Source organism: Vibrio penaeicida (genome assembly GCF_019977755.1).
In the GTDB taxonomy this organism is placed as follows: domain Bacteria; phylum Pseudomonadota; class Gammaproteobacteria; order Enterobacterales; family Vibrionaceae; genus Vibrio; species Vibrio penaeicida.
Genome location: NZ_AP025144.1, coordinates 1,662,131 through 1,682,357 on the forward strand (window position 1 = coordinate 1,662,131; position 20,227 = coordinate 1,682,357).

General features: G+C 44.4%; 17 protein-coding genes. 13 read left to right on the top strand and 4 right to left on the bottom strand.

The annotated features are described in order from the left end of the window. The first annotated feature begins 71 nt into the window (after positions 1 to 71). From LDO37_RS07770 to araD, 8 genes are read left to right on the top strand one after another with little or no spacing between them, the layout of a single operon-like run. Positions 72 to 989, top strand: coding sequence for a carbohydrate ABC transporter permease (locus LDO37_RS07770; RefSeq protein WP_126610295.1), 918 nt, complete (start codon positions 72 to 74; stop codon positions 987 to 989). Continuing rightward, positions 989 to 1,861 carry a carbohydrate ABC transporter permease gene (locus LDO37_RS07775; protein ID WP_101113715.1) on the top strand — a complete coding sequence of 291 codons (873 nt, stop codon included), beginning with the start codon at positions 989 to 991 and terminating at the stop codon, positions 1,859 to 1,861. The genes LDO37_RS07770 and LDO37_RS07775 overlap by 1 nt, the downstream gene beginning before the upstream one ends. A 36-nt stretch (positions 1,862 to 1,897) precedes the next feature. Then, on the top strand, positions 1,898 to 3,028 hold the full coding sequence (locus LDO37_RS07780; RefSeq protein WP_126610296.1) for a lactonase family protein: 1,131 nt from the start codon (positions 1,898 to 1,900) through the stop codon (positions 3,026 to 3,028). 50 nt (positions 3,029 to 3,078) lie between these two features. After that, positions 3,079 to 3,258 carry a hypothetical protein gene (locus LDO37_RS07785; RefSeq protein ID WP_126610298.1) on the top strand — a complete coding sequence of 60 codons (180 nt, stop codon included), beginning with the start codon at positions 3,079 to 3,081 and terminating at the stop codon, positions 3,256 to 3,258. Then, positions 3,255 to 4,889 carry an FGGY-family carbohydrate kinase gene (locus LDO37_RS07790; protein WP_126610299.1) on the top strand — a complete coding sequence of 545 codons (1,635 nt, stop codon included), beginning with the start codon at positions 3,255 to 3,257 and terminating at the stop codon, positions 4,887 to 4,889. Before LDO37_RS07785 ends, LDO37_RS07790 begins: the two co-directional genes overlap by 4 nt. Then, entirely contained in the window at positions 4,886 to 5,536 is a 651-nt protein-coding gene (locus LDO37_RS07795) for a 3-dehydro-L-gulonate-6-phosphate decarboxylase (protein ID WP_126610300.1), read from the top strand. The genes LDO37_RS07790 and LDO37_RS07795 overlap by 4 nt, the downstream gene beginning before the upstream one ends. 1 nt (position 5,537) lies before the next feature. After that, positions 5,538 to 6,416, top strand: a complete 879-nt coding sequence (locus LDO37_RS07800; protein WP_126610302.1) for an L-ribulose-5-phosphate 3-epimerase — start codon at positions 5,538 to 5,540, stop codon at positions 6,414 to 6,416. Continuing rightward, the gene (gene araD / locus LDO37_RS07805; protein ID WP_126610303.1) at positions 6,409 to 7,113 is read left to right on the top strand and encodes an L-ribulose-5-phosphate 4-epimerase; all 705 of its coding nucleotides are present in this window, start codon (positions 6,409 to 6,411) and stop codon (positions 7,111 to 7,113) included. Before LDO37_RS07800 ends, araD begins: the two co-directional genes overlap by 8 nt. Before the next feature lie 79 nt (positions 7,114 to 7,192). Here the strand turns inward: araD and LDO37_RS07810 are convergent, their stop codons facing one another. Together LDO37_RS07810 and LDO37_RS07815 are read right to left on the bottom strand one after the other, a co-directional pair. Continuing rightward, the gene (locus LDO37_RS07810) at positions 7,193 to 8,209 is read right to left on the bottom strand and encodes a serine hydrolase domain-containing protein (RefSeq protein WP_185829961.1); all 1,017 of its coding nucleotides are present in this window, start codon (positions 8,207 to 8,209) and stop codon (positions 7,193 to 7,195) included. Positions 8,210 to 8,393: 184 nt separating this feature from the next. Beyond that, positions 8,394 to 8,978 carry an NAD(P)H-dependent oxidoreductase gene (locus LDO37_RS07815; protein ID WP_126610307.1) on the bottom strand — a complete coding sequence of 195 codons (585 nt, stop codon included), beginning with the start codon at positions 8,976 to 8,978 and terminating at the stop codon, positions 8,394 to 8,396. 326 nt (positions 8,979 to 9,304) lie between these two features. Here LDO37_RS07815 and hrpA point away from each other — a divergent pair, with 326 nt between their 5' ends. The 4 genes from hrpA to LDO37_RS07835 all read left to right on the top strand — a co-directional run bounded on the left by hrpA (position 9,305) and on the right by LDO37_RS07835 (position 16,248). Further along, positions 9,305 to 13,222: an ATP-dependent RNA helicase HrpA gene (gene hrpA, locus LDO37_RS07820; RefSeq protein ID WP_126610308.1), complete on the top strand. Its 3,918-nt coding sequence runs from the start codon at positions 9,305 to 9,307 to the stop codon at positions 13,220 to 13,222. Positions 13,223 to 13,420: 198 nt separating this feature from the next. Further along, positions 13,421 to 13,876: a porin family protein gene (locus LDO37_RS07825; protein ID WP_101113726.1), complete on the top strand. Its 456-nt coding sequence runs from the start codon at positions 13,421 to 13,423 to the stop codon at positions 13,874 to 13,876. 345 nt (positions 13,877 to 14,221) lie between these two features. After that, positions 14,222 to 14,701 (top strand): outer membrane beta-barrel protein, encoded by a 480-nt coding sequence (locus LDO37_RS07830; protein WP_101113728.1) that lies wholly within the window; start codon positions 14,222 to 14,224, stop codon positions 14,699 to 14,701. Positions 14,702 to 14,997: 296 nt separating this feature from the next. Then, positions 14,998 to 16,248 carry an MFS transporter gene (locus LDO37_RS07835; protein WP_126610309.1) on the top strand — a complete coding sequence of 417 codons (1,251 nt, stop codon included), beginning with the start codon at positions 14,998 to 15,000 and terminating at the stop codon, positions 16,246 to 16,248. An 18-nt stretch (positions 16,249 to 16,266) separates the two neighbouring features. Here the strand turns inward: LDO37_RS07835 and LDO37_RS07840 are convergent, their stop codons facing one another. Then, positions 16,267 to 17,214, bottom strand: a complete 948-nt coding sequence (locus LDO37_RS07840) for a cupin-like domain-containing protein (protein ID WP_126610310.1) — start codon at positions 17,212 to 17,214, stop codon at positions 16,267 to 16,269. A gap of 261 nt (positions 17,215 to 17,475) precedes the next feature. Here LDO37_RS07840 and LDO37_RS07845 point away from each other — a divergent pair, with 261 nt between their 5' ends. Then, positions 17,476 to 18,726 (top strand): MFS transporter, encoded by a 1,251-nt coding sequence (locus LDO37_RS07845; RefSeq protein ID WP_126610312.1) that lies wholly within the window; start codon positions 17,476 to 17,478, stop codon positions 18,724 to 18,726. 16 nt (positions 18,727 to 18,742) lie between these two features. Here LDO37_RS07845 and LDO37_RS07850 read toward each other — a convergent pair whose 3' ends face one another. Beyond that, positions 18,743 to 20,059, bottom strand: coding sequence for a hypothetical protein (locus LDO37_RS07850; protein WP_126610314.1), 1,317 nt, complete (start codon positions 20,057 to 20,059; stop codon positions 18,743 to 18,745). Positions 20,060 to 20,227: the final 168 nt, after the last annotated feature.

Here is a 20,227-nt window from a genome sequence, read left to right on the forward strand (position 1 = left end):
AGGGCTGCATCTCGTCGCAGTAATTCAACGGCGAGATGCACCTAAATCTGTGCAACCTTGGTGTGTTTTAAATGAAATCTATTAATCTAAATCGCATGACCCCTTATTTATTCTTAGCTCCTGCGGGTATTGTTCTATTGTTTGGGCTTCTTTACCCAATAATATATATGATGTATGCGAGTTTTTTAGAATGGAACCCAAGCCAATTAATTAGCGAGGCGGATTGGGTTGGTTTTAAAAATTATATCAATTTATTCCAAGATGAATCTTTTCGTGAATCTCTCGGCGTAACTTTAAAGTTTGCTTTTGTTGTTGTCGTTTTAGAAATGTTTATTGGTGTTGGTCTTGCATTATTGCTTGATAGAAATATTCGCGGAATGTCGCTATTAAGAACGATATTTATATTACCAATGATGATTGCGCCTATCGTTGTTGGATTAATGTGGCGTTATATGTATCACCCAACGATTGGGATATTTAACAGAACATTAAATGCACTTGGATTTGAATCTGTCCCTTGGTTATCTGATTCGAGTTGGGCACTTTATTCAATTGTAATCGCTGATATTTGGCAGTGGACTCCTTTTATATTTATTTTGTCTCTTGCTGCATTGCAATCACTGCCAAAGTCGACGTTAGAAGCATCCAAAATTGATGGAGCAACGCAATGGCAGCAAATTTTATACATCAAGATACCTCTAATGCTGCCGGTACTCATTGTGACTTTACTGCTTAGGTTGATAGACGCATTTAAAGTCCTCGAAGTTGTATTAGTTATGACAAATGGTGGTCCTGGTTTATCCACCGAAATTCTCGCGCTGAGAATCTCTCGAACAGCGTCTGAGTTTAGGGAGCTAGGTGTGGCGGCAGCGATGTCGAATCTTCTGCTGGCAGTGCTTCTTTTCTTAACACTGGCCATGTTTATCTACAACAAAATTAACGAAAAAAGAATCGAGAAGCAGGCGTTTGCGAATAAGGATGAAGAGTAATGAGCAAACTAAACGAAAGTAAGCAAAACCCGGCATTTTATGCCTTGTTGGTTGCTTTGATAGTGATGTCACTTGGTCCAATCATGTTGATGGTGATGACGTCGTTCAAACTGAATGTCGACATCATGAATGACAGCAGTGGGTTATTTTTCACGCCTACATTGAAAAATTATGAAACGGTACTGTGCGATGTGTTGTGGTATACGCCGGACCATGTTGATTTTTGTAGCCCAACGTTCACACGTTCGCTCGGGAATTCAATTTTCATCGCGCTCGTTTCGACGGTGATTACGCTGACCATCGGTTGTATGGCTGCTTATGCGTTAGTTCGTTTCAGATTCATGGGACGTGGTGTGGTTTCTTTAACAACACTCATGATGCGCATGGTTCCACCCGCAGTTCTATTGGTTCCTGTGTTTGGGATCTGGACGTTTGATTATGGTTTAGACGGCACCTTTACCGGAATCATACTGCTATACGTTGCGATGAACCTACCGTTTGTGATTTGGATTCTTCAGAGTTTTATTGTGCAGGTGCCTTTACCTCTCGAGGAAGCGGCCAAAGTGGATGGGGCGAGACCGCTGCAAATATTCTTTTTGGTGGTATTGCCTATTATCAAGCCGGGTCTTGCGGCGGCAGCCATCTTTACGTTTCGAATTGCATGGAATGAGTTCTTGTTGGCCAACGCTCTGTTGCAACGTGATACCCGTACCGTGCCCGTTACCATCGTTAATTCATTAACGGAATACGACATCGATTGGGGTGTGATTATGGCGACAGGAATGTTGCTTGCGGTACCGCCAATCATATTCACCTTTGTTGCATCCAAGCAAATTATTACAGGTATGACTGCTGGCGCTGTGAAAGGTTAATTTACATTTATTTCAATAAGTTATTTAGGTATTAATATGAATTTAGAGAAAGATTATCAGCTGGTTATTGGAACATACAGCGATATTGACGCGCTAGCCCATCAGCCATACTCACCTAAACCGGGCGAAGGTATGTATTGTGCGACTTTGACCAAGCAGGGAAAACTTGTGGTCAATGGTTCTGTAGAGTCGTTAAACCCAGCGGTTCTTATTCCAGGAACAGACAAAAAATACCTGTACGCTATTTTAGAAACAATCCGTGAAAACGGCACAATCATTCAATATGAAGTTCAAGAAGATGGTTCGCTAAAAGAGCTTTCTAGCTTCGAAGCAAATGGAAAATCGACATGCTATTTGTCTTTTTCACCTAATAAAGATGCGGCTATCGTCATCAACTACTGGGACGCCATTATTGATGTTGTCGATGTAGACGATAATGGTCGTTTAGGTGAAGTCCTTCAAAGCTTCAAACAATTTTACCGCCCTGAAACCGAGTGGCGACAAGTGGAAAACCGCGAAGACCATTGGGGTAACCGTCAGGTCGGTCCTCATGCACATTGCGCGCACTTTTGGCACGACTGGGTTTTCATTCCCGATCTTGGTGAGAACGCTGTGTTTCAATACCGCTGGGATGCTGAAAGTCGCCAGTTAACTCGTGAAACATGGATAGAGTTCGAACCGGGTTCAGGCCCTCGCCACATGGCTATGCACCCAGATTTAGACATTTGCTACGTATCAAATGAGCTGTTTAACACCGTGTGTGTTGCTGAGTTAGACAAGTCGGAGCCTGCCGAAGTTAAGCCGCGTCTGATACCGATTCAGTACGAGTCGACTCTGGATAATCACGATCAAATTAGTTATGTATCAGAGATTAAGTTGTCACCAGATGCGAAATTTCTTTACGTTTCAAACCGAGGTGATAACTCCATTGCTGTGTTTAAAGTTCAAGAAGGCGGTAAGTTAGAGCGGGTCGATATCACTTCGACGTACGGAAAGTTCCCGCGACACTTTGCCATTTCTCCTTGTGGGCATGCTGCGATTATTTCAAACCAAGATTCAGGGAATGTGATTGTCTTTTCGAGAGATATCGAAACCGGTCTAATCAAGAAGACAGATGAAATCATCGAGGTACCAGCTCCCAATTATATTCGCTTCTTGGCGCTGTAATTAAATCATCGAATATAGCCAAGAATCGTCGCTAAGATATAGAGACAATTATGTATACCAAACTTAAACCCTCTGTTTTAGATCCACATTTAGCTTTAGAAGTCAGTTCAGTTATAGGACCAAATACAGCTTTAGAGCCAGGTTTCGCTTTAGAAACACACTTACTGTTGCCAGCATTTTTGTTGTCTTCGAACTTATTGGTTGCAAAAGAATCGGAAGGTGCGTCATGAGCTATTGGTTAGGTGTGGATTGCGGCGGTACTTACCTAAAAGCGGGTATCTACGATAAAAATGGGAAAGAAATGGGTGTCGCACGTGAACCCCTTGAACTTATTTCTGAACAATCTGGTTGGGTTGAAAGAAGTACTTCACAGCTATGGGCTTCGACCTGTTCAGTGATCAAAAAGGTACTTGCAGACACTCAGATAAACTCGGACCTCATTCAAAGCGTTGGTATCTCGGCTCAAGGGAAAGGGCTATTTTTGTTGGATAAAAATGATCGACCAATGGAACGAGCGATTCTATCGGCCGACCAGCGGTCGATAGACGTTGTAAAAAGGTGGCAGAGCGAAGGAATACCTCAATCTATCCACCCGAGAACAAGGCAAACCCTGTGGACTGGGCATCCTGTATCTATTGCTCGTTGGCTTAAAGAGCAACGCCCAATACAATACGACCAGATCGGCACGGTGTTCATGAGTCACGATTATCTGAGATGGTGCCTAACAGGTGAAAAGCATTGTGAGATCACCAATATTTCTGAATCCAACTTATACAATTTTGATACTCAAGATTACGATGCAGAGTTGGCGGACATCCTTGGGATTCCAGAAATGATGGAGGCGTTACCACCGATTGTCGGTGCAACGGATATAGCCGGAACTGTCACGAAATCAGCATCCATCATGACAGGGCTTAAAGAAGGCACTCCGATTGTGGGTGGGGTGTTTGATGTTGTGGCCACCACCATTTGTTCGGGCGTTAGGGATAACAGTGCTTTGAACCTAACAATGGGGACATGGTCTGTAACAACCGGTGTAACCGATAGCCTGTTTGAGGTTCGCGAAGCCAATCAAAAACCACATGTTATCGGGCATCATGCGCAAAAAGATCAATACATTACTCACGATGCCAGTCCGACGTCGGCAGGCAATTTGGAATGGTTTACTGAACTATTCGCGGATGAAAATTTTGGAGAGATAAATCACGCCATAAGTGAGTTGCCTAAGTTGAGCTCAGAGCTTCTGTTCGCGCCCTTTATCTACGGATCAAATGCAGGGTTGGGGGTTAAGAGTGGTTTTTATGGCATTCAATCGCTCCATACCAAACCACACTTATACCAAGCCATTTACGAAGGGGTTGTGTTCAGCCACCTGTCGCATCTTGACCATGTCAGGCTTCTTTATCCGGATCTCAAACACCTCGTTGTTTGTGGTGGTCCTGCTCGCTCTAAAGAGTGGATGCAGATACTAGCGGATGCCAGCGGCTTGCCTGTTTTACTGCCTAAGATTGAAGAAACCGGATGCTTAGGTGCGGCTATTGTCGCGATGGTAGGAAGCCAAATTTATTCTTCGACCAGTAAAGCGATGGACGCCATGAACATTGAAGAAGAAACGGTTTTACCTGACGAAGAAGCTTTTGAGAGCTATCAAGTAAAAAAGAAAAAGTATCGAGTTTATGTCAAATCGTTAGCGCAGCTCGAGAATGACTTAAGCCACATTTCTTCGGCTCAGGCTTCTTCAGGCCTAGCTTCTTCTCACTTAGGCTCTTCGCATTTAGGTTCTTCGAGCCAAGTGTCTTCAAGTCAAGTTTCTTCAATCAATATTTCATCAGACAAATCCAACCAAGGAGAGTTGTCGTGATCCCTAAATTACAAGTCGCACTCGATGTAACAACCGAAGCCGAAGCCTTGAGTGCAGCCAAAACGTTGGCACCCGTGGTCGATGTACTAGAGGCCGGAACCCTGATTTGTTTTGCCGAAGGAATGTCGGTCGTCCGTTCGCTGCGAACACAGCATCCAGACAAACCATTGGTTGTCGATATGAAGCTTGCCGATGCTGGGCGAGATTTAGGTGAAATGGCGTTTAAGTCGGGCGGAACGTTACTAACGGTCATATGCGCCGCGCCTTTAGCCACTATGGAAAGCGCATTAGAAGTCGCAAAAGAGTATGGCGGAGACATCCAAATTGAACTGTTTGGAGATTGGACGTTTGAGCAAGCGAGTGAATGGCGAAAGCTGGGTATTACTCAGGCGATTTATCACCGTGGAAGAGATGCTCAAGCCAAGGGGCAAACATGGCACCAAGAAGATTTAGATTGGTTGCAACGTATGTGTGATATGGGATTTAACATGTCAGTGACTGGCGGGATTACGCCAGAGCTATTACCCATATTCCAGCATCTACCCATTAATACCTTTATTGCTGGTCGAGCACTTTTGTCTGCACCTGACCCGCAAAAAGCCGCCATCTCATTCAAAGAAACACTGAATTCACTTTGGAGAAAATAGCATGACTTACGTTGACTCCTCACGCTCGCACCCAATTGGCATTTATGAAAAGGCTTTGCCTGCGCAACTGACTTGGCCGGAAAGGCTGGCGTTAGCCAAAGCCTGTGGTTTTGATTTTGTCGAAATGTCGGTTGATGAAACGGATGAAAGGCTTGCTCGCCTAGACTGGACAAAGGAAGAACGCAAAGCACTGGCGAGTGCGATTATTGAAAGTGGTATCCGTATTCCGTCTATGTGCTTATCTGGTCACCGTCGGTTTCCCTTTGGAAGCCACGACTCAGACGTTCGCCAGCAAGCTTATTCCATCATGGAAAAAGCCATTGTACTTGCCCAAGATTTGGGGATAAGAACCATACAGCTGGCGGGTTACGATGTTTACTATGAAACACAAGATGAGAGCACGCTCGCTCATTTTGAAGAAGGGTTAAAGTGGGCGGTTGATTTAGCCGCCAAATCCCAAGTAATGCTGTCTGTTGAGATCATGGATACCCCTTTCATGAGTTCAATCACTAAGTGGAAAGCATGGCAACAGAAAATCGACTCCCCGTGGTTTACGGTTTATCCCGATGTCGGAAATCTCTCTGCTTGGGGAAACGATGTGGATGCGGAACTGGAATTAGGCATGAATCAGATAGCTGCGTTACATCTTAAAGATACGCTGGCGGTGACCGATACATGCGCAGGTCAATTTAGGGACATTCCTTTCGGAGAGGGCTGCGTTGATTTTGTCGGGGTATTCAAGACGCTAAAACGCATGAATTATCGCGGCAGCTTCTTAATCGAAATGTGGACAGAAAAAGCCGATGAGCCAGTGAGCGAATTGATTAATGCTCGACGCTGGATAGAAGACAAAATGGTGCAAGGAGGATGGAATGTATAAAGCATTAAAAGAGGAAGTCCTTGAAGCTAATTTGGCACTTCCGAAGCACGGGCTCGTGACGTTTACATGGGGAAACGTGAGTGCCATTGACCGCCAGCTTGGTGTCATTGCGATTAAACCTTCAGGGGTTGAATACGATGTGATGAAAGCCAATGATATTGTGATCGTCGATTTGGAAACGGGATCTGTTGTTGAAGGCGACAAGAACCCATCATCGGACACGCCTACACACCTGTGTTTATATCGCGCTTTTCCTGATATCGGTGGCGTCGTACACACTCATTCACGTCATGCCACTATTTGGTCTCAAGCAGGTCTTGATATTCCGGCCTGGGGCACGACTCATGCGGATTACTTTTATGGTTCAATCCCTTGCACGCGTGAGATGTCTGAAGAAGAAATAAAGAGAGATTATGAGTGGGAGACAGGGGAGGTGATCATTGAAACGTTTAAAAACCGTCAATTGAACCCGAACCAAATGCCAGCGGTATTGGTGAATGCTCATGCGCCTTTCGTTTGGGGGAAAGACGCAAACAGTGCCGTTCATAATGCTGTTGTATTAGAAGAAGTCGCATACATGGGGCTATTCTCGCGCCAGCTAACGCCTCAACTCAGTTCGATGCAGAAACCATTGTTAGACAAACACTATTTAAGAAAACATGGAAAAAATGCCTACTATGGGCAATCCTCGAAGTGAAGACTGTTACGCTAAAGTGACTTTCACTTAGGCAAAAAGGTAAGGTGAATTTATTTTCCCTTACCTTTTCACTAAATTGTTACTGAGAAATCGTGTCTTCCATCAAATCAAAAACCAGCTTATCCATAGCGGGTTCCTTGAATTTCGACATACCTGTAATGTTAGATAGCGCCACGAAGCCGACTTGGTTTTGAGTGTCCAGCAACATACACGAGCTGTATCCTCCGGTGCCCCCGTTATGAAAGTAGAAATGTTCGCCTTTCTCTTTCAAATTCAAGACAACCCACCCTAATGCATGGGACGCATTGGCATCTTTAAAAACCGGCTGTTTTTGGAACTGAAACACTGAGTTGCTCGGATCAAAACAAGAGAGTGCGAACGCAGAAAGGTCTTCTACGGTAGAAAGAACCGCGCCAGCACCAGATAGAATGCCAAGATCCCAGTTTGAAACGGGTCGACCCTTTCCATCTAATCCCTGAACCAGCCATGGCTTCAAAGCAGTCAAATTAGTGGTAGAGCGCGTCATTTTTAGCGGTTCAAACAACGCTCTTTGAAGCAGGTCTTCATACGATGTTTCTGCCACACGAGACAAGGTATACCCTAAAAGTCCGGCCCCGAGGTTTGAATACACATGCTTTATTTTAGCACTGAGCTTAAGCTTATTTTCTAGGTAATTCAGCAGTTGAGGTTCTTGATACTCTTTGTAAGGGTCTTGAGGGTTTTTAAATAGAGCGCTCCAAATTAACCCAGGTGGCAATCTTGGTAGCCCAGATGTGTGTGATGCGAGCGCTTTATAGGTAATTGTGGCACCGTTTTTAAATGGAACAGGTATCGCTGAATTGATCGCATCATCAATCTGAACATCACCTCTTAATATCATGTCGCAGAGTAAGTAGCTGGTGAAAACTTTGGTGATAGACCCAATCTCAAAGACGGAATTCTGATTTATAGCGGGTACTACCGTTCCATTTTGCTTCTTAGCACCATAAAAATCGACGTGACCGTGCGCTATTTTCGCGATCGCCAATTCGTTGTTGTCGTTAAATGGGGAGAGAGTGCTCTCGATGGTTTCTATGTCTTGTTTGGTGAAGCTCATATTCATGACCCTAAGCAGTGAAACGAGAAAAGAACAGAAGTAGCGACTTAGGTGTACAGTGCATTTTGTCTTGTTTGGATGTGAAGGTACATCGGGGAGGGTTAATGGTGAGTTAATAGACACAAAAAAAGCCCACTTAAAAGTGGGCAAAGACAAGGTTTATTAATGGAACTTATATAGGGGATTACAATGTTGGAAGCTGCTCTTTTGCGTTGGTTAACTCTTGGCTTGCGAGTTCCTCACCCATGCTTAGCGCTTCGGCATAGACAAAGTTGACGTTGTGGATGCCGACAAATCCGAGCGTCGTTTTTAGGTAGCTGGTGACGATGTCGTTTTCTGTGTCTTTGTGCACACCACCGCGAGTCGTAATCACCGTGGTTTCTTTTACGTTGGTCAGCAAACCTTCCGGTCCATTTTCAGAATATTGGAACGTCACACCAGCGCGAGCAATCAGGTCAATCCAGTTTTTAAGCTGGGTCGGTACAGTAAAGTTGTACATTGGCGCAGCGATGATCAATTTGTCTGCTTGTTTAATCTCTTCAATTAATTGGTTTGAGGTCGCCAAGATGTTTTGTTGTTCTTCCGTTAAGTCTTCGCCTCCACCGAATGCCGATAATACATTGTGATCGAGAATGGGTAACGGGTTTTCCGCCAAGTCGCGAATAACCACATTTGTTTCAGTTGCGTTTTTTGCGATAACGTCAATCAGCGCATTTGATTGAGAGTAAGCGCCTAGAATGCTTGATTTAAGAATCAGTACTTGAGCCATTTTTTTGTCCTTTATTTATCTATTTTCGTTTTAGGTAACGGGAATAAGTTCACTTTAGGAGATTGCTAAGGCTAAGATAATGCTGCGTTAACGATGAAGTCGTTCAATTTTTTTGAAGGAGTTTGGAGGGTCAAGTTTGATTTTAATTCCAAGGTTTTACAGTGAAACTGCGTTGAATATAGGGTAGGAAACCCGTCAAATTAAGCGATCGATCAATCGCATTTTCTCTTGTTTGTTATGTCTAGCTTCCTCATTTAGAGCATTGTCTTACTCATGTGATACAATCGCGCCAGTTTTGAAAGACAATAAATAAAGAAGGTATCGCTTTGACCTCGTCACAGCAAAATGCTGCCGAAAATCATGCGCCTAACAGCCCATCTAAGTTAAGAGCTGCATTAAAAGAATGCATGATTAAAGACCGTTTTCGTTTTAGCCGACGAATTCAGGGTGCCAGCAAAATCAAAAAAGAAGAATCACGAAACGCTGCGTTAGACGACATCGCACTTAACATTGCGAAGTCCATGATGACGGTGCAGCAAAGATGTTCGCAACAACCGACAATCGAATACCCAGAAATCCTGCCCGTTAGCCAAAAGAAAGATGTGATTGCAAAAGCGATTTCAGAAAACCAAGTGGTGATCGTGGCGGGTGAAACGGGATCGGGCAAAACCACGCAGCTTCCCAAAATCTGTGCAGAGCTTGGCCGTGGAAAGTATGGCTTGATTGGTCACACCCAGCCTAGGCGACTCGCTGCACGCTCAGTCGCAAACCGAATCGCGGAAGAAATGGAAACCAAGCTGGGAGAATTTGTCGGATATAAGGTTCGATTTAACGATCAAATCTCCGAGAATACTCAAGTTAAGCTGATGACAGACGGTATCTTGCTGGCGGAGATTCAGCACGACCGATTCTTGAATCAATATGACACCATCATTATCGATGAAGCGCACGAGCGAAGCCTGAATATCGATTTCATCTTGGGCTATCTCAAGGAATTGCTCCCACGTCGCCCTGACCTGAAAGTAATTATTACGTCTGCGACCATCGATCCTGAACGTTTTTCTAACCACTTCAATGGTGCGCCTATTGTCGAGGTATCTGGACGAACGTATCCGGTAGACACGCGTTATCGTCCACTTTCAGGCGATGATGAAAACGACCGCGACCAACTTGAAGGCATATTTGAAGCTGTAGACGAGCTCTGCGATGAGGGGTTGGGCGATATCCTAATCTTCATGAACGGCGAGCGCGAAATTCGCGATACGGCTGATGCGTTAGGCAAACGTAATTTGCGTGATACAGAAATTGTTCCTTTGTATGCGCGATTGTCGGCAGGTGAGCAGAACAAGATATTTCAACCTCATGCTGGCCGCAGAATTGTGTTGGCAACCAACGTTGCAGAAACATCATTAACCGTGCCGGGCATAAAATACGTTATCGACCCGGGCACCGCGCGTATTAGCCGATACAGTTACCGAACTAAGGTACAGAGGCTTCCTATCGAACCGGTTTCGCAAGCAAGTGCAAACCAACGTAAAGGTCGATGTGGTCGTGTTGAAGAAGGTATCTGTATTCGCCTGTATTCGGAGGAGGATTTTGAGTCTCGTCCTGAATTCACCGATCCGGAAATCCTAAGAACGAATCTAGCGTCTGTTATCCTTCAAATGACGGCGCTGGGGTTAGGTGATATTCAAGCATTCCCGTTCGTTGAAGCGCCAGATAAACGCAACATTCAAGACGGTGTAAGGTTACTTGAAGAACTGGGTGCGATAAACGATAAAGCGAACGATCCCAAGAAGCGCTTAACGGCGTCTGGTCGTCAGCTTGCTCGGTTGCCGATCGATCCACGTTTGGCTCGAATGGTCCTAGAAGCACCTAAGTATGGCTGTTTGAAAGAAGTGATGGTCATTGCTTCTGCCTTATCGATTCAAGACCCGCGTGAGCGCCCATCGGAAAAACAACAATCGTCTGATGACAAACATCGTCGCTTCTTCCATGAAGAGTCGGACTTTTTGACCTTTGTGAATCTTTGGGATTACATCCAAAAGCAGCAAAAGGCTTTGACGGGCAATCAATTCCGTAAACAGTGTAAGCAAGATTTCCTGAACTACTTACGAGTGCGTGAGTGGCAAGATGTGTACTTCCAAATCCATCAAGCCATGCGCGAAATGGATTTCAAACTGAATGACGAACCTGGAAACTACCAATCGGTTCACAGCGCCATTTTGGTTGGTTTGCTTTCTCATATTGGCGTAAAAGATCAGGAAAAGAGCGAATACCAAGGCGCGCGCAACGCCCGATTCCACATTTTCCCTGCATCGGGTCTATTTAAAAAGCAACCTAAGTGGATCATGTCGGCAGAGCTGGTTGAAACCTCCAAACTCTGGGGGCGTATTATTGCCAAGATTCAGCCTGAATGGATTGAACCATTAGCCAAACACCTGATCAAGCGAAGCTATAGTGAACCGCACTGGTCGAAGAAACGTGCGGCGGTAATGGCTCATGAAAAAGTCATGCTTTACGGCGTGCCTATCGTGCCTAAACGTTTGGTGAACTACAGCAATATAGACAGCGTGATTAGCCGCGAGATCTTTATTCGAAGCGCACTTGTAGAAGGTGAGTGGGAAACCAAACACGCATTCTTCAAGCAAAACCGAAAACTGCTTCAAGAAGTGGAAGAGTTGGAACACAAATCGCGACGTCGAGATATATTGGTCGATGACGATGAGCTGTTTGATTTTTATGATCAGCGTGTTGGAACCGAAGTTGTGTCGGGACGTCATTTCGATACGTGGTGGAAAAAAGCGTCGGCTGAAAATAAAGAGCTGCTCAACTTTGAAAAAGAGATGTTGTTCAAAGGCGATGCAAGCCATATTACCGATTTGGATTACCCAAACTTCTGGCACCAAAATGGGCTTAAGCTCAAGTTGAGCTACCAGTTTGAGCCGGGCGAAGACAGCGACGGGGTAACCGTGCATGTTCCACTGCCGATTCTTAACCAAATTGAGCCTGCAGGCTTTGATTGGCAGATCCTCGGTTTAAGGCATGAATTGATTGTTAGCCTAATTAAAGCGTTGCCGAAAACGTTGCGTAAAAACTTCGTACCTGCTCCTAACTATGCCGACGCATTCTTAGCGCGTGCTACCGCAATGGAAGCGCCATTGCTCGATTCGTTAGAAAAAGAGCTGAGACGTATGACGGGCGTTGAGGTATTGCGCGATGATTGGAACTTGGAGCAGGTGCCAGACCACCTAAAAGTGACATTCCGCGCGGTCGACCATCGAAATCGCAAGTTAAAAGAGAATCGCGATCTTCACGAGCTGAAAGAGAGCTTGAAGGACAAAGTTCAAGAGACTCTTTCTAAAGTTGCTGATGACGATATTGAGCAACAAGGTCTGCATACGTGGAGCTTTGGCGAGTTGCCAAAAGTCTACCAGCAGAAGCGAGGCGGTTACGATGTGAAAGCCTTCCCCGCTATTGTGGACTCTAAAGACAGCGTTGAAATCAAACTGTTTGAAACCGAGCAAGAACAAATCTCGGCGATGCGCGCAGGTCAGCGCCGTTTGGTCTTGCTCAACGTGCCTTCTCCGATTAAATACTTGCACAGCAACCTACCGAACAAGTCAAAGCTTGGTCTGTACTTCAACCCGTATGGTAAGGTATTAGACCTGATTGATGATTGCATTGCCTGTGGTGTTGATAAGCTGATTGAAGAGCAGGGCGGCTTGGTTTGGGAATCTGATAAGTTCGATGCACTTAAAGAGCACGTAAGAGCAGAGCTAGACGATACAGTGGTGGATATTGCTCAGCAGGTTGAAACGATTCTTACCACGGCGTTCAATATCAACAAGAAGCTAAAAGGCAAAATTGATTTTACGATGGCCTTTGCGCTTTCAGATATTAAAGCTCAAGTAGAAGGTTTGATATTTAAAGGCTTTGCAACTGAGTGTGGTTGGAAAAAGCTTCCCGATATTTTGCGTTACATGAAAGCGATAGAACGCAGAATGGAGAAGTTGCCGATAGATCCGAATAAGGACCGACTGCACATGTTGAAGATTGAGTCGGTAACGAACGACTACAAAGAACTGCTGAACAAGATCCCTAAGGGGGTTGCGGTTCCAGATAACGTTAAAGAAGTCCGCTGGATGATTGAAGAGTTGCGAGTAAGCTTCTTTGCACAGCAACTGGGTACGCCATACCCGGTATCAGACAAGCGAGTGAAAAACGCAATTTCTGAATGTTGACCTAGTTCAGAATGTTGATCTCGTGTGAGGACAATGTTCGACCGAAGCGTATTAATTTTGACCAGAAATCTTATTTCTGGTCTATTATTTGCAGGACAATGATTAAGCTGACGTAAATACGACTGTTGTTTTAATGTGTTGCGTCAATTCACCGGGGATAAATCGTTATTCTCTGATCATGTATTTGAGGGAATGGAAATGAAAAAAACATTGTTGGCTCTAGGTTTAGCGAGCATTGCGGCAACAGCCAGCGCGGATTCTTTTTTCTATGCTGGTGGTAATTTCGGTCAGTCTGATTTCGGCAGCGGCACCGACAAAGAAACGGCATATGGTTTCCACGTGGGTACCGGCATATTGCCGATCTTAGGTCTAGAAGGCGGATACTGGAGCCACGGAAACGATACTCGCTCACTATTTGTTGCAGCAAAACCAAGTATCGATTTTGGTCCTCTTCATGTTTACGCCAAAGGTGGCCTGCATTCATGGGACCGCGATAATGGCGGAGATGGTACTGGGTTGATGTACGGAGTGGGGGCAGAATATTTCCTCGTCGACAATTTGTCTCTTGGTGGTTCATGGCAATCATTCAACCGTGGCGACAACTTTAACGACATTACTTCGTTTACTGTTACAGCAACGTTCCACTTCCTGTAAAAGAAGCTTAATCCGCACAGGAAAGTAACGCAATTATGTAAAATGCCAGCCTTAGGTTGGCATTTTTATTTAGCCCTCTATATGTTCACTAAGAAGGGCATATATCTATGTAAAATACAGAGATTATTTAAAAAGTTTTACATCTTAGTATGGCGAAATCCTGTTGTTAATCTTAGAATAAGCCCGCCTCAGATACTATTGAGTATCTTCTTAACGAAGAACTATATTCAAACGACTTTTTATAGGTTTTTTGGGTATGTTTTTGTGGTTCATGATGAATCATGGTTGTAATCAAAAGCGTGTGTAGCGGGAAGGCTTGCACGATCTTAATTAAAGTTGTACGAAATGAAAAAAACACTTTTAGCTTTAGCACTAATGGGCGCAGCAACGACTGCAAACGCGGATTCATGGTTGTACGGCGGCATTAACGCTGGTCAATCTGATCTCGATGGCAACACAGCAACCGCGGTAAGTGCCCATGTGGGTACGGGTATTCTTCCAATTATTGGCGTAGAAGCTGGTTTTTGGAACCACGGTAAATTTGATGGTGGTACAGAAGCAAATTCTGTTTACGCCGCTCTAAAACCAAGCATCGATTTTGGTCCTTTGCATGTCTATGCGAAAGGCGGCTTGCACAACTTCAAACTGGACAACAACGGCACCAAAGCTGGCGACGGCACAAAGTTGATGTACGGTGTTGGTGTTGAGTATTTTGTTATCGATATGCTGTCTGTAGGTGGTTCATACCAGCAGTTCAAATTCGATGAGAACAACATTGATTCAATCGGTTCATTTACGCTGAACGCTACGATTCACTTCCTGTAAGTTAATCGATCATATTTGAAGCCCTCTGAGAGATCAGAGGGCTTTTGTTTTTTCTGCAACCTTTATCTATAGACCACTTGGGTATAACCCACCATTACCTCTCCTAACTGGCGGATTTTTGGTGAAAAACTTCACTCGCTTACGTACGAAATCAAATAAGAAAGTTCTTTATAAAATCAGTTGGATATTAAGAGGTGGGGGTATAAAATTGCCTCACTGTTATGTGTTCTATCTCATAAATTACCTCGTTCAGAGGGAGATTTGTGGATGTCTTCCTCTCTCAGAATGGAATCTCAATGAATAAATCGCAACTAAGCCACTTTATGGGGTTGTTTACGGGGCTTTTCCTGTTTTCGCTGTTTCTTTTTATCCCGATACTCACTCCTTTATTAATGGCTTTTGGCATGAGCCTGCCGGAAATCGGCATTATCATGGCGACCATGGGCATGACCGTTATTCTGCTTGAATTACCGACAGGTGGCTTAGCCGATCAAATTGGACGACGTAAAGTGTTCACGTTTTCGATGTGGTTTTGTGTTCTTGCTTATCTTTGCTTGCTGATGTTTCAGGGTTTTATTGGCGGGGTGATAGGCATGTTTCTCTGGGGAACGAGCATTGCACTTAATTCAGGCACTTTAAACGCATGGTTTGTCGAACAATTTAACAAAGCTGAAGGGACGATGACTCTGCAAAAAGGCTTTGCGCGTGTGAGTTTCCATTCAAGCTTGCTAGGTGCATTAGGGGCGTTATCGGGTTCGGCCGTTATGTTCGTGGGTGAGAAGCTTGGATACAGTGCTATCACGCTTTACAACTTTTTGATCATGCTGGCGATGATCATTATTTTTGCTGTCATCGTGATTACTCAAATTTGGATTAAAGAAGATCGAAACTTCGATTCTCTTTCTGTGAAAGTTTTTGCCCAGTTACCTAATCAGATTACCAGTGGTGTGAAAGCCGTAAAGCACCCAGTACTGTGGCGAATTCTATTGGCACTCTTTCTTACGGTTCCTGTTGCAAGTGGAATCGAGAAATTCTGGCCTATTCAATTTGAAGCGCTGTCAGGTAACAACCCGTTAGAGTGGGCGTATGGCTTAACCTATACTGCCATATTGTGCTTAGGGAGTTTGGCGGCGATGATGACTAATTGGTTGTCAGAGAAACTTAGCCATCAATTGGGTAAAGTACTATTTGTGAGTGTTTTGCTAAGGATGATCGCTGCATCGGCGTTTGCTTTAAGCGGGAACCTCTACTTGTTTATCGCTTTTCTCATGTGCTACGAGTTGTTTCATCAATTGGGTGGTTCGGCATACAGTGAGTTATTGCATCAATCAGCCGACAACGAAATCCGATCTACTATCGATTCGGTCTCTTCACTGACAATGAGATTTGGTGGCGTTGTTGGGTCTTTGCTTTGTGGCTTTGCTTCAGAACATATTGGTTTAACAAACGTGTGGCTTGTTTGCGTCGTTATTTCAGCAGGTGCGTTGTTGATCTACAAAAGTAGAGTGCTTAACCAACCTAAGATTGAAGAACCTGTCACTGCGTAAATCAACAGAACCAAATTTCTAAGTTCGAAAAGGTTTACTGATGAATCGCCATGCTTGGGCAAACAAGCTGGCGATGCCCAACCCCGTAATAAGAAAGGTCACTTTTCCTAATTCGGTGTAACCTTTCTTCCATATTTTTCTCACCGTCGGGTAAGACAGATCGCCCATCACATGCAGGGGAGAGCGCCAGCATTGCGCGACGGTAATACCAAAATTATCGTCAGTTGGTTCAATACCATGCCACCAAAAGGGTGGAATATACATAGCATCACCAGGCTCTACCATTGCTGTATACGGTTTCAATTGAGAAGCTCCACTGGCATCAAAACAGGTACCATTTTCAAGGTAGGCATCGGCTTTAAAAGCATCAAACACAAGATCATCGGTGAGTTTATCTGGCGGTAGCAAACCGACCTTCTTAGTACCAACTACTTGGCTCATGAGGGTTTCATCCGTTACATGAAAATGCCAGCCTGTTCCTGCCCCCTTATACATGAATGCTCTCGATTTTGGGTAAGCAATAGGAGGCTTTGGGTTGGGTAGAAAAGGATAGCCATCGGTGTCGGTAGACAATACATCAAAGGGTTTTTCGCTCAATACGACCGAAGGCGCACTCAGAATTCCTGTGTCACTTGATTGCAGCATTTCTAGCACTTCATGGAAAGGCTTTACTTCTCGTCCTTCTCCCATTCGCTCTGGGCTTTCGTAGTTCATATGAGGATAGTGAGGAGTAGGGACATCGTGACATTTTTCAAGTAAGTACTCGGGGCTGCACCATTTTTCCATCGCCGGCCAATGCTTTATCGCTCCCTTAATTAGACAAGGTCTGTTTTGGGCAACGTATTGAGAGTAAAACGCTTTAGGAGTCAGACTGTCTGCATAAACCGTTTCAATATTCTGAGCCGAGTCCATACCTGGAACGTGTTTGAAAACGTGTTCTTCCGCTATTTTCTCTGCTGTATCCATAAATACTGGCTCCAATAAGGTGAGGAATTCGTCTCATTTGATCGAAAACGGTTCAATTTTAATCGCTGGAAATGTTATACCTTTTTTAATGAAATGATAATTGATGTTGTTTTAACTGTGATCAAAGCGTTATTCTCTAGTGGCGTTACTTTGTATTTTTAACTGTAATTACCTTCATCATCAAAACTTTAAATGCCACTTTTCTCCAATTACCAGTAGGGCAAAGTGAGCGGAAAATGCCAATAATTTACGGATACGTGGATGAATCGAATTCAGCTTAGTCATCGATATGGTCTCTTTATGGGGCTATTTTTTATCTCCCAGTTTTTGGTGATTCCAATAATGACACCGCTGCTTTTGGGGTTTGGGATGAGCATCCCTCAAATCGGAGTGATCATGGCGACCATGGGGATTACAGTCATGGTGCTTGAATTGCCAACGGGCGGTTTAGCCGATCAAGTTGGGCGTAAGAAAGTATTCCTGATCTCGATTCTGTTTAGCATGCTGTCTTATCTTGTGCTGCTGTTTATCCCAAGCTTTATTGGTGGGGTTGTTTCGATGTTTTTGTGGGGAGCCAGTATCGCCATTAGCTCTGGCACACTTACAGCCTGGTTTGTTGAATCCTTTAATGAAAGTGAAGGGGATATTACCCTGCAAGCGGGTTTTGCGAGAGTGAGTGCTAGAAGCAGCTTTTTTGCAGCCACCGGCGCTTTAATCGGTGCTGGCATTATGTATGGTGGCGTTGAGTTCGGTTATGAGGCGCGGCAACTTTACGATGTGTCTTTGTGGGCTGGATTGGTCTGTTTAGCATTGGTGTTCGTTATCGCATTACTTTGGATTAAAGAGCAGCGAGAGTTTAAGCCTTTTTCATTTGCATTGCTTACAAGTGTGCCGACTCAAATGAAAAGTGGGATTGATGCGGCGAAACACCCAGTGCTTTGGCGAATATTGTTCGCGATGTTTCTTACCATTCCCATCGCCAGTGCCATCGAGAAGTTTTGGCCAGTTAGGTTTGAAGAATTGTCAGATGGACAGCCATTAGAATGGGTATATGGATTAACGTATGCCGTCACTTTTTACTTAGGAAGTCTAGCGGCTGTAATGACGAATTGGTTATCCGATAAGTTTGATCAGCAAATGGGTAAGGTGCTTATGGTCAGTGTCGCTATTCGCCTTATCGCGGCCACTATTTTTGCGTTGTCTGGCAACGTTGTGATGTTTGTACTTCTTTTTATCTGTTACGACTTTACCAATCATCTCGGCAAGTCTGCATACAACCAGCTGCTGCATCACTCCACAAATGACAGTGTACGCTCCACGGTAGACTCGCTCAATTCTTTGGTGATGAGAATCGGAGGGGTAATTGGATCGCTTATGTGTGGTTTTGGTGCGGATTACATCGGATTAGTGAATATATGGCTTATTTGCATTGTGCTTGCCATCGGGGCATTGTTCTTTTACAAAAGCCCTATGCTTAACCAAGCTTCTGAACCAGCAAACGCGGCAACGTAAGAACGTTGCCCCTGCTTCATTTCTGAACTCTCATAACACCGAGCGCAGCTTGATTGGCGGTGCATACTACGCCTTTTCCAGATAGAGATTGGCGTACACAACCCCCGCCAAATTCTTCCCCTAACATAAATACGCCTAACACCGAAGCTTCGTCCGATTCAACAAAAACACCTTTGGGGGTCATTGAAATGGCAGCTTCGCGTTTGCCTTGTATTCTTTGCTGCATAATGGCTGTCGGTGATTCTGCCAGCGTCGCTTTATTTAGTAATGCGACCCACTCTTCACGGTTACACTCCCAACCGCAAAAGACGCCGTGTCCACCGTAGCCAATGGCGTCTTTAATTACCCAGTCATTTTGGTTCAAGTCGAGAAGGTGGTTGAGATTTTCCTCAGATACAATAAACGTATTGGGGATCAAGGTTTCAACTGTGTTGTTTTGCTCCTTAGTGAGCTTTGTCTGAACACGCTCTTCCCTAAGTAACCCTAGAATGGCTTTACTCATGAAGACTTCGCTTAAAGGGTGAATAACGGAATGAACTTTCCCACTATCTAATCCGTCCAAATACGGCGCATAGCTGTCGTCGGATGAACGTGCAATATCACTTAACGTAAACACTTCGAAGACCAATACGCAGCCATCATGTGAATCGATGACATCACTAAGTTTTGTATGGGGAATGGCGATGATGTCTTGGTTGAGCCGTGTACTTAATGCTCCAGACGCACTGTTTGCCACTAGAGGGCTTTCTTGAAACTGAAGCGCGTCGTCGACAACTATCAGCAGTGGCTTTTCGAGCTCTGCCAGTTTGTCTTCAATTTTGGGTGTAATGTGGGAGTAGGGCGATCGCCAATACTCTTCAATAACCACTGAAGGTGTGTCCTGTTTTTCTTGAGCTAATGCCTCATCGTATAGCGTTTGAATGCCATCGTAAGCAAAACCACCGATGGCTCCGCCTACGTTTACTTCCATGACTTTCCAATCGGTTCCATTGTCTAAAATATCCCATCGACAAGGAATCAAACCAGTTCGAGAGGATAACCGCTCTGCCAAGGAAATGACTGTTTCGTCACGAAACCCCGCAGCAGCTAAAAAATCTCGCACATTACCGTCAAAAGCAATCTTAGGGAGGTTCTCAATAATGCCGAACAATTGGCTTAGCATATTTGTCTGTTTTTTAATCACATCGTTGGGATATACGATAGGTGTCATCAGCAAATGCCAATCAGGACGAGAAAATCGGCTGCTTGCCCCGTTATGTCTGATGTCATCCGCCAAGTCATCTGCCAAAGGATTCTCTTCAAAATAGTCGAACCAGAATGTGCTCGATTGCATATTATTACTCCGAAAAATTCATTTAACTTCTTGTTTTATATTGAAATGAATCAGGTGATGTAAGACAAAAATTAGTTTTATGAGCAAACCATTATAAACTTTAACAAGTCGTTTACAAACTTCGGGATATTGTATAAGAATATGTAAATTTTTGTATCAAAAAGATAG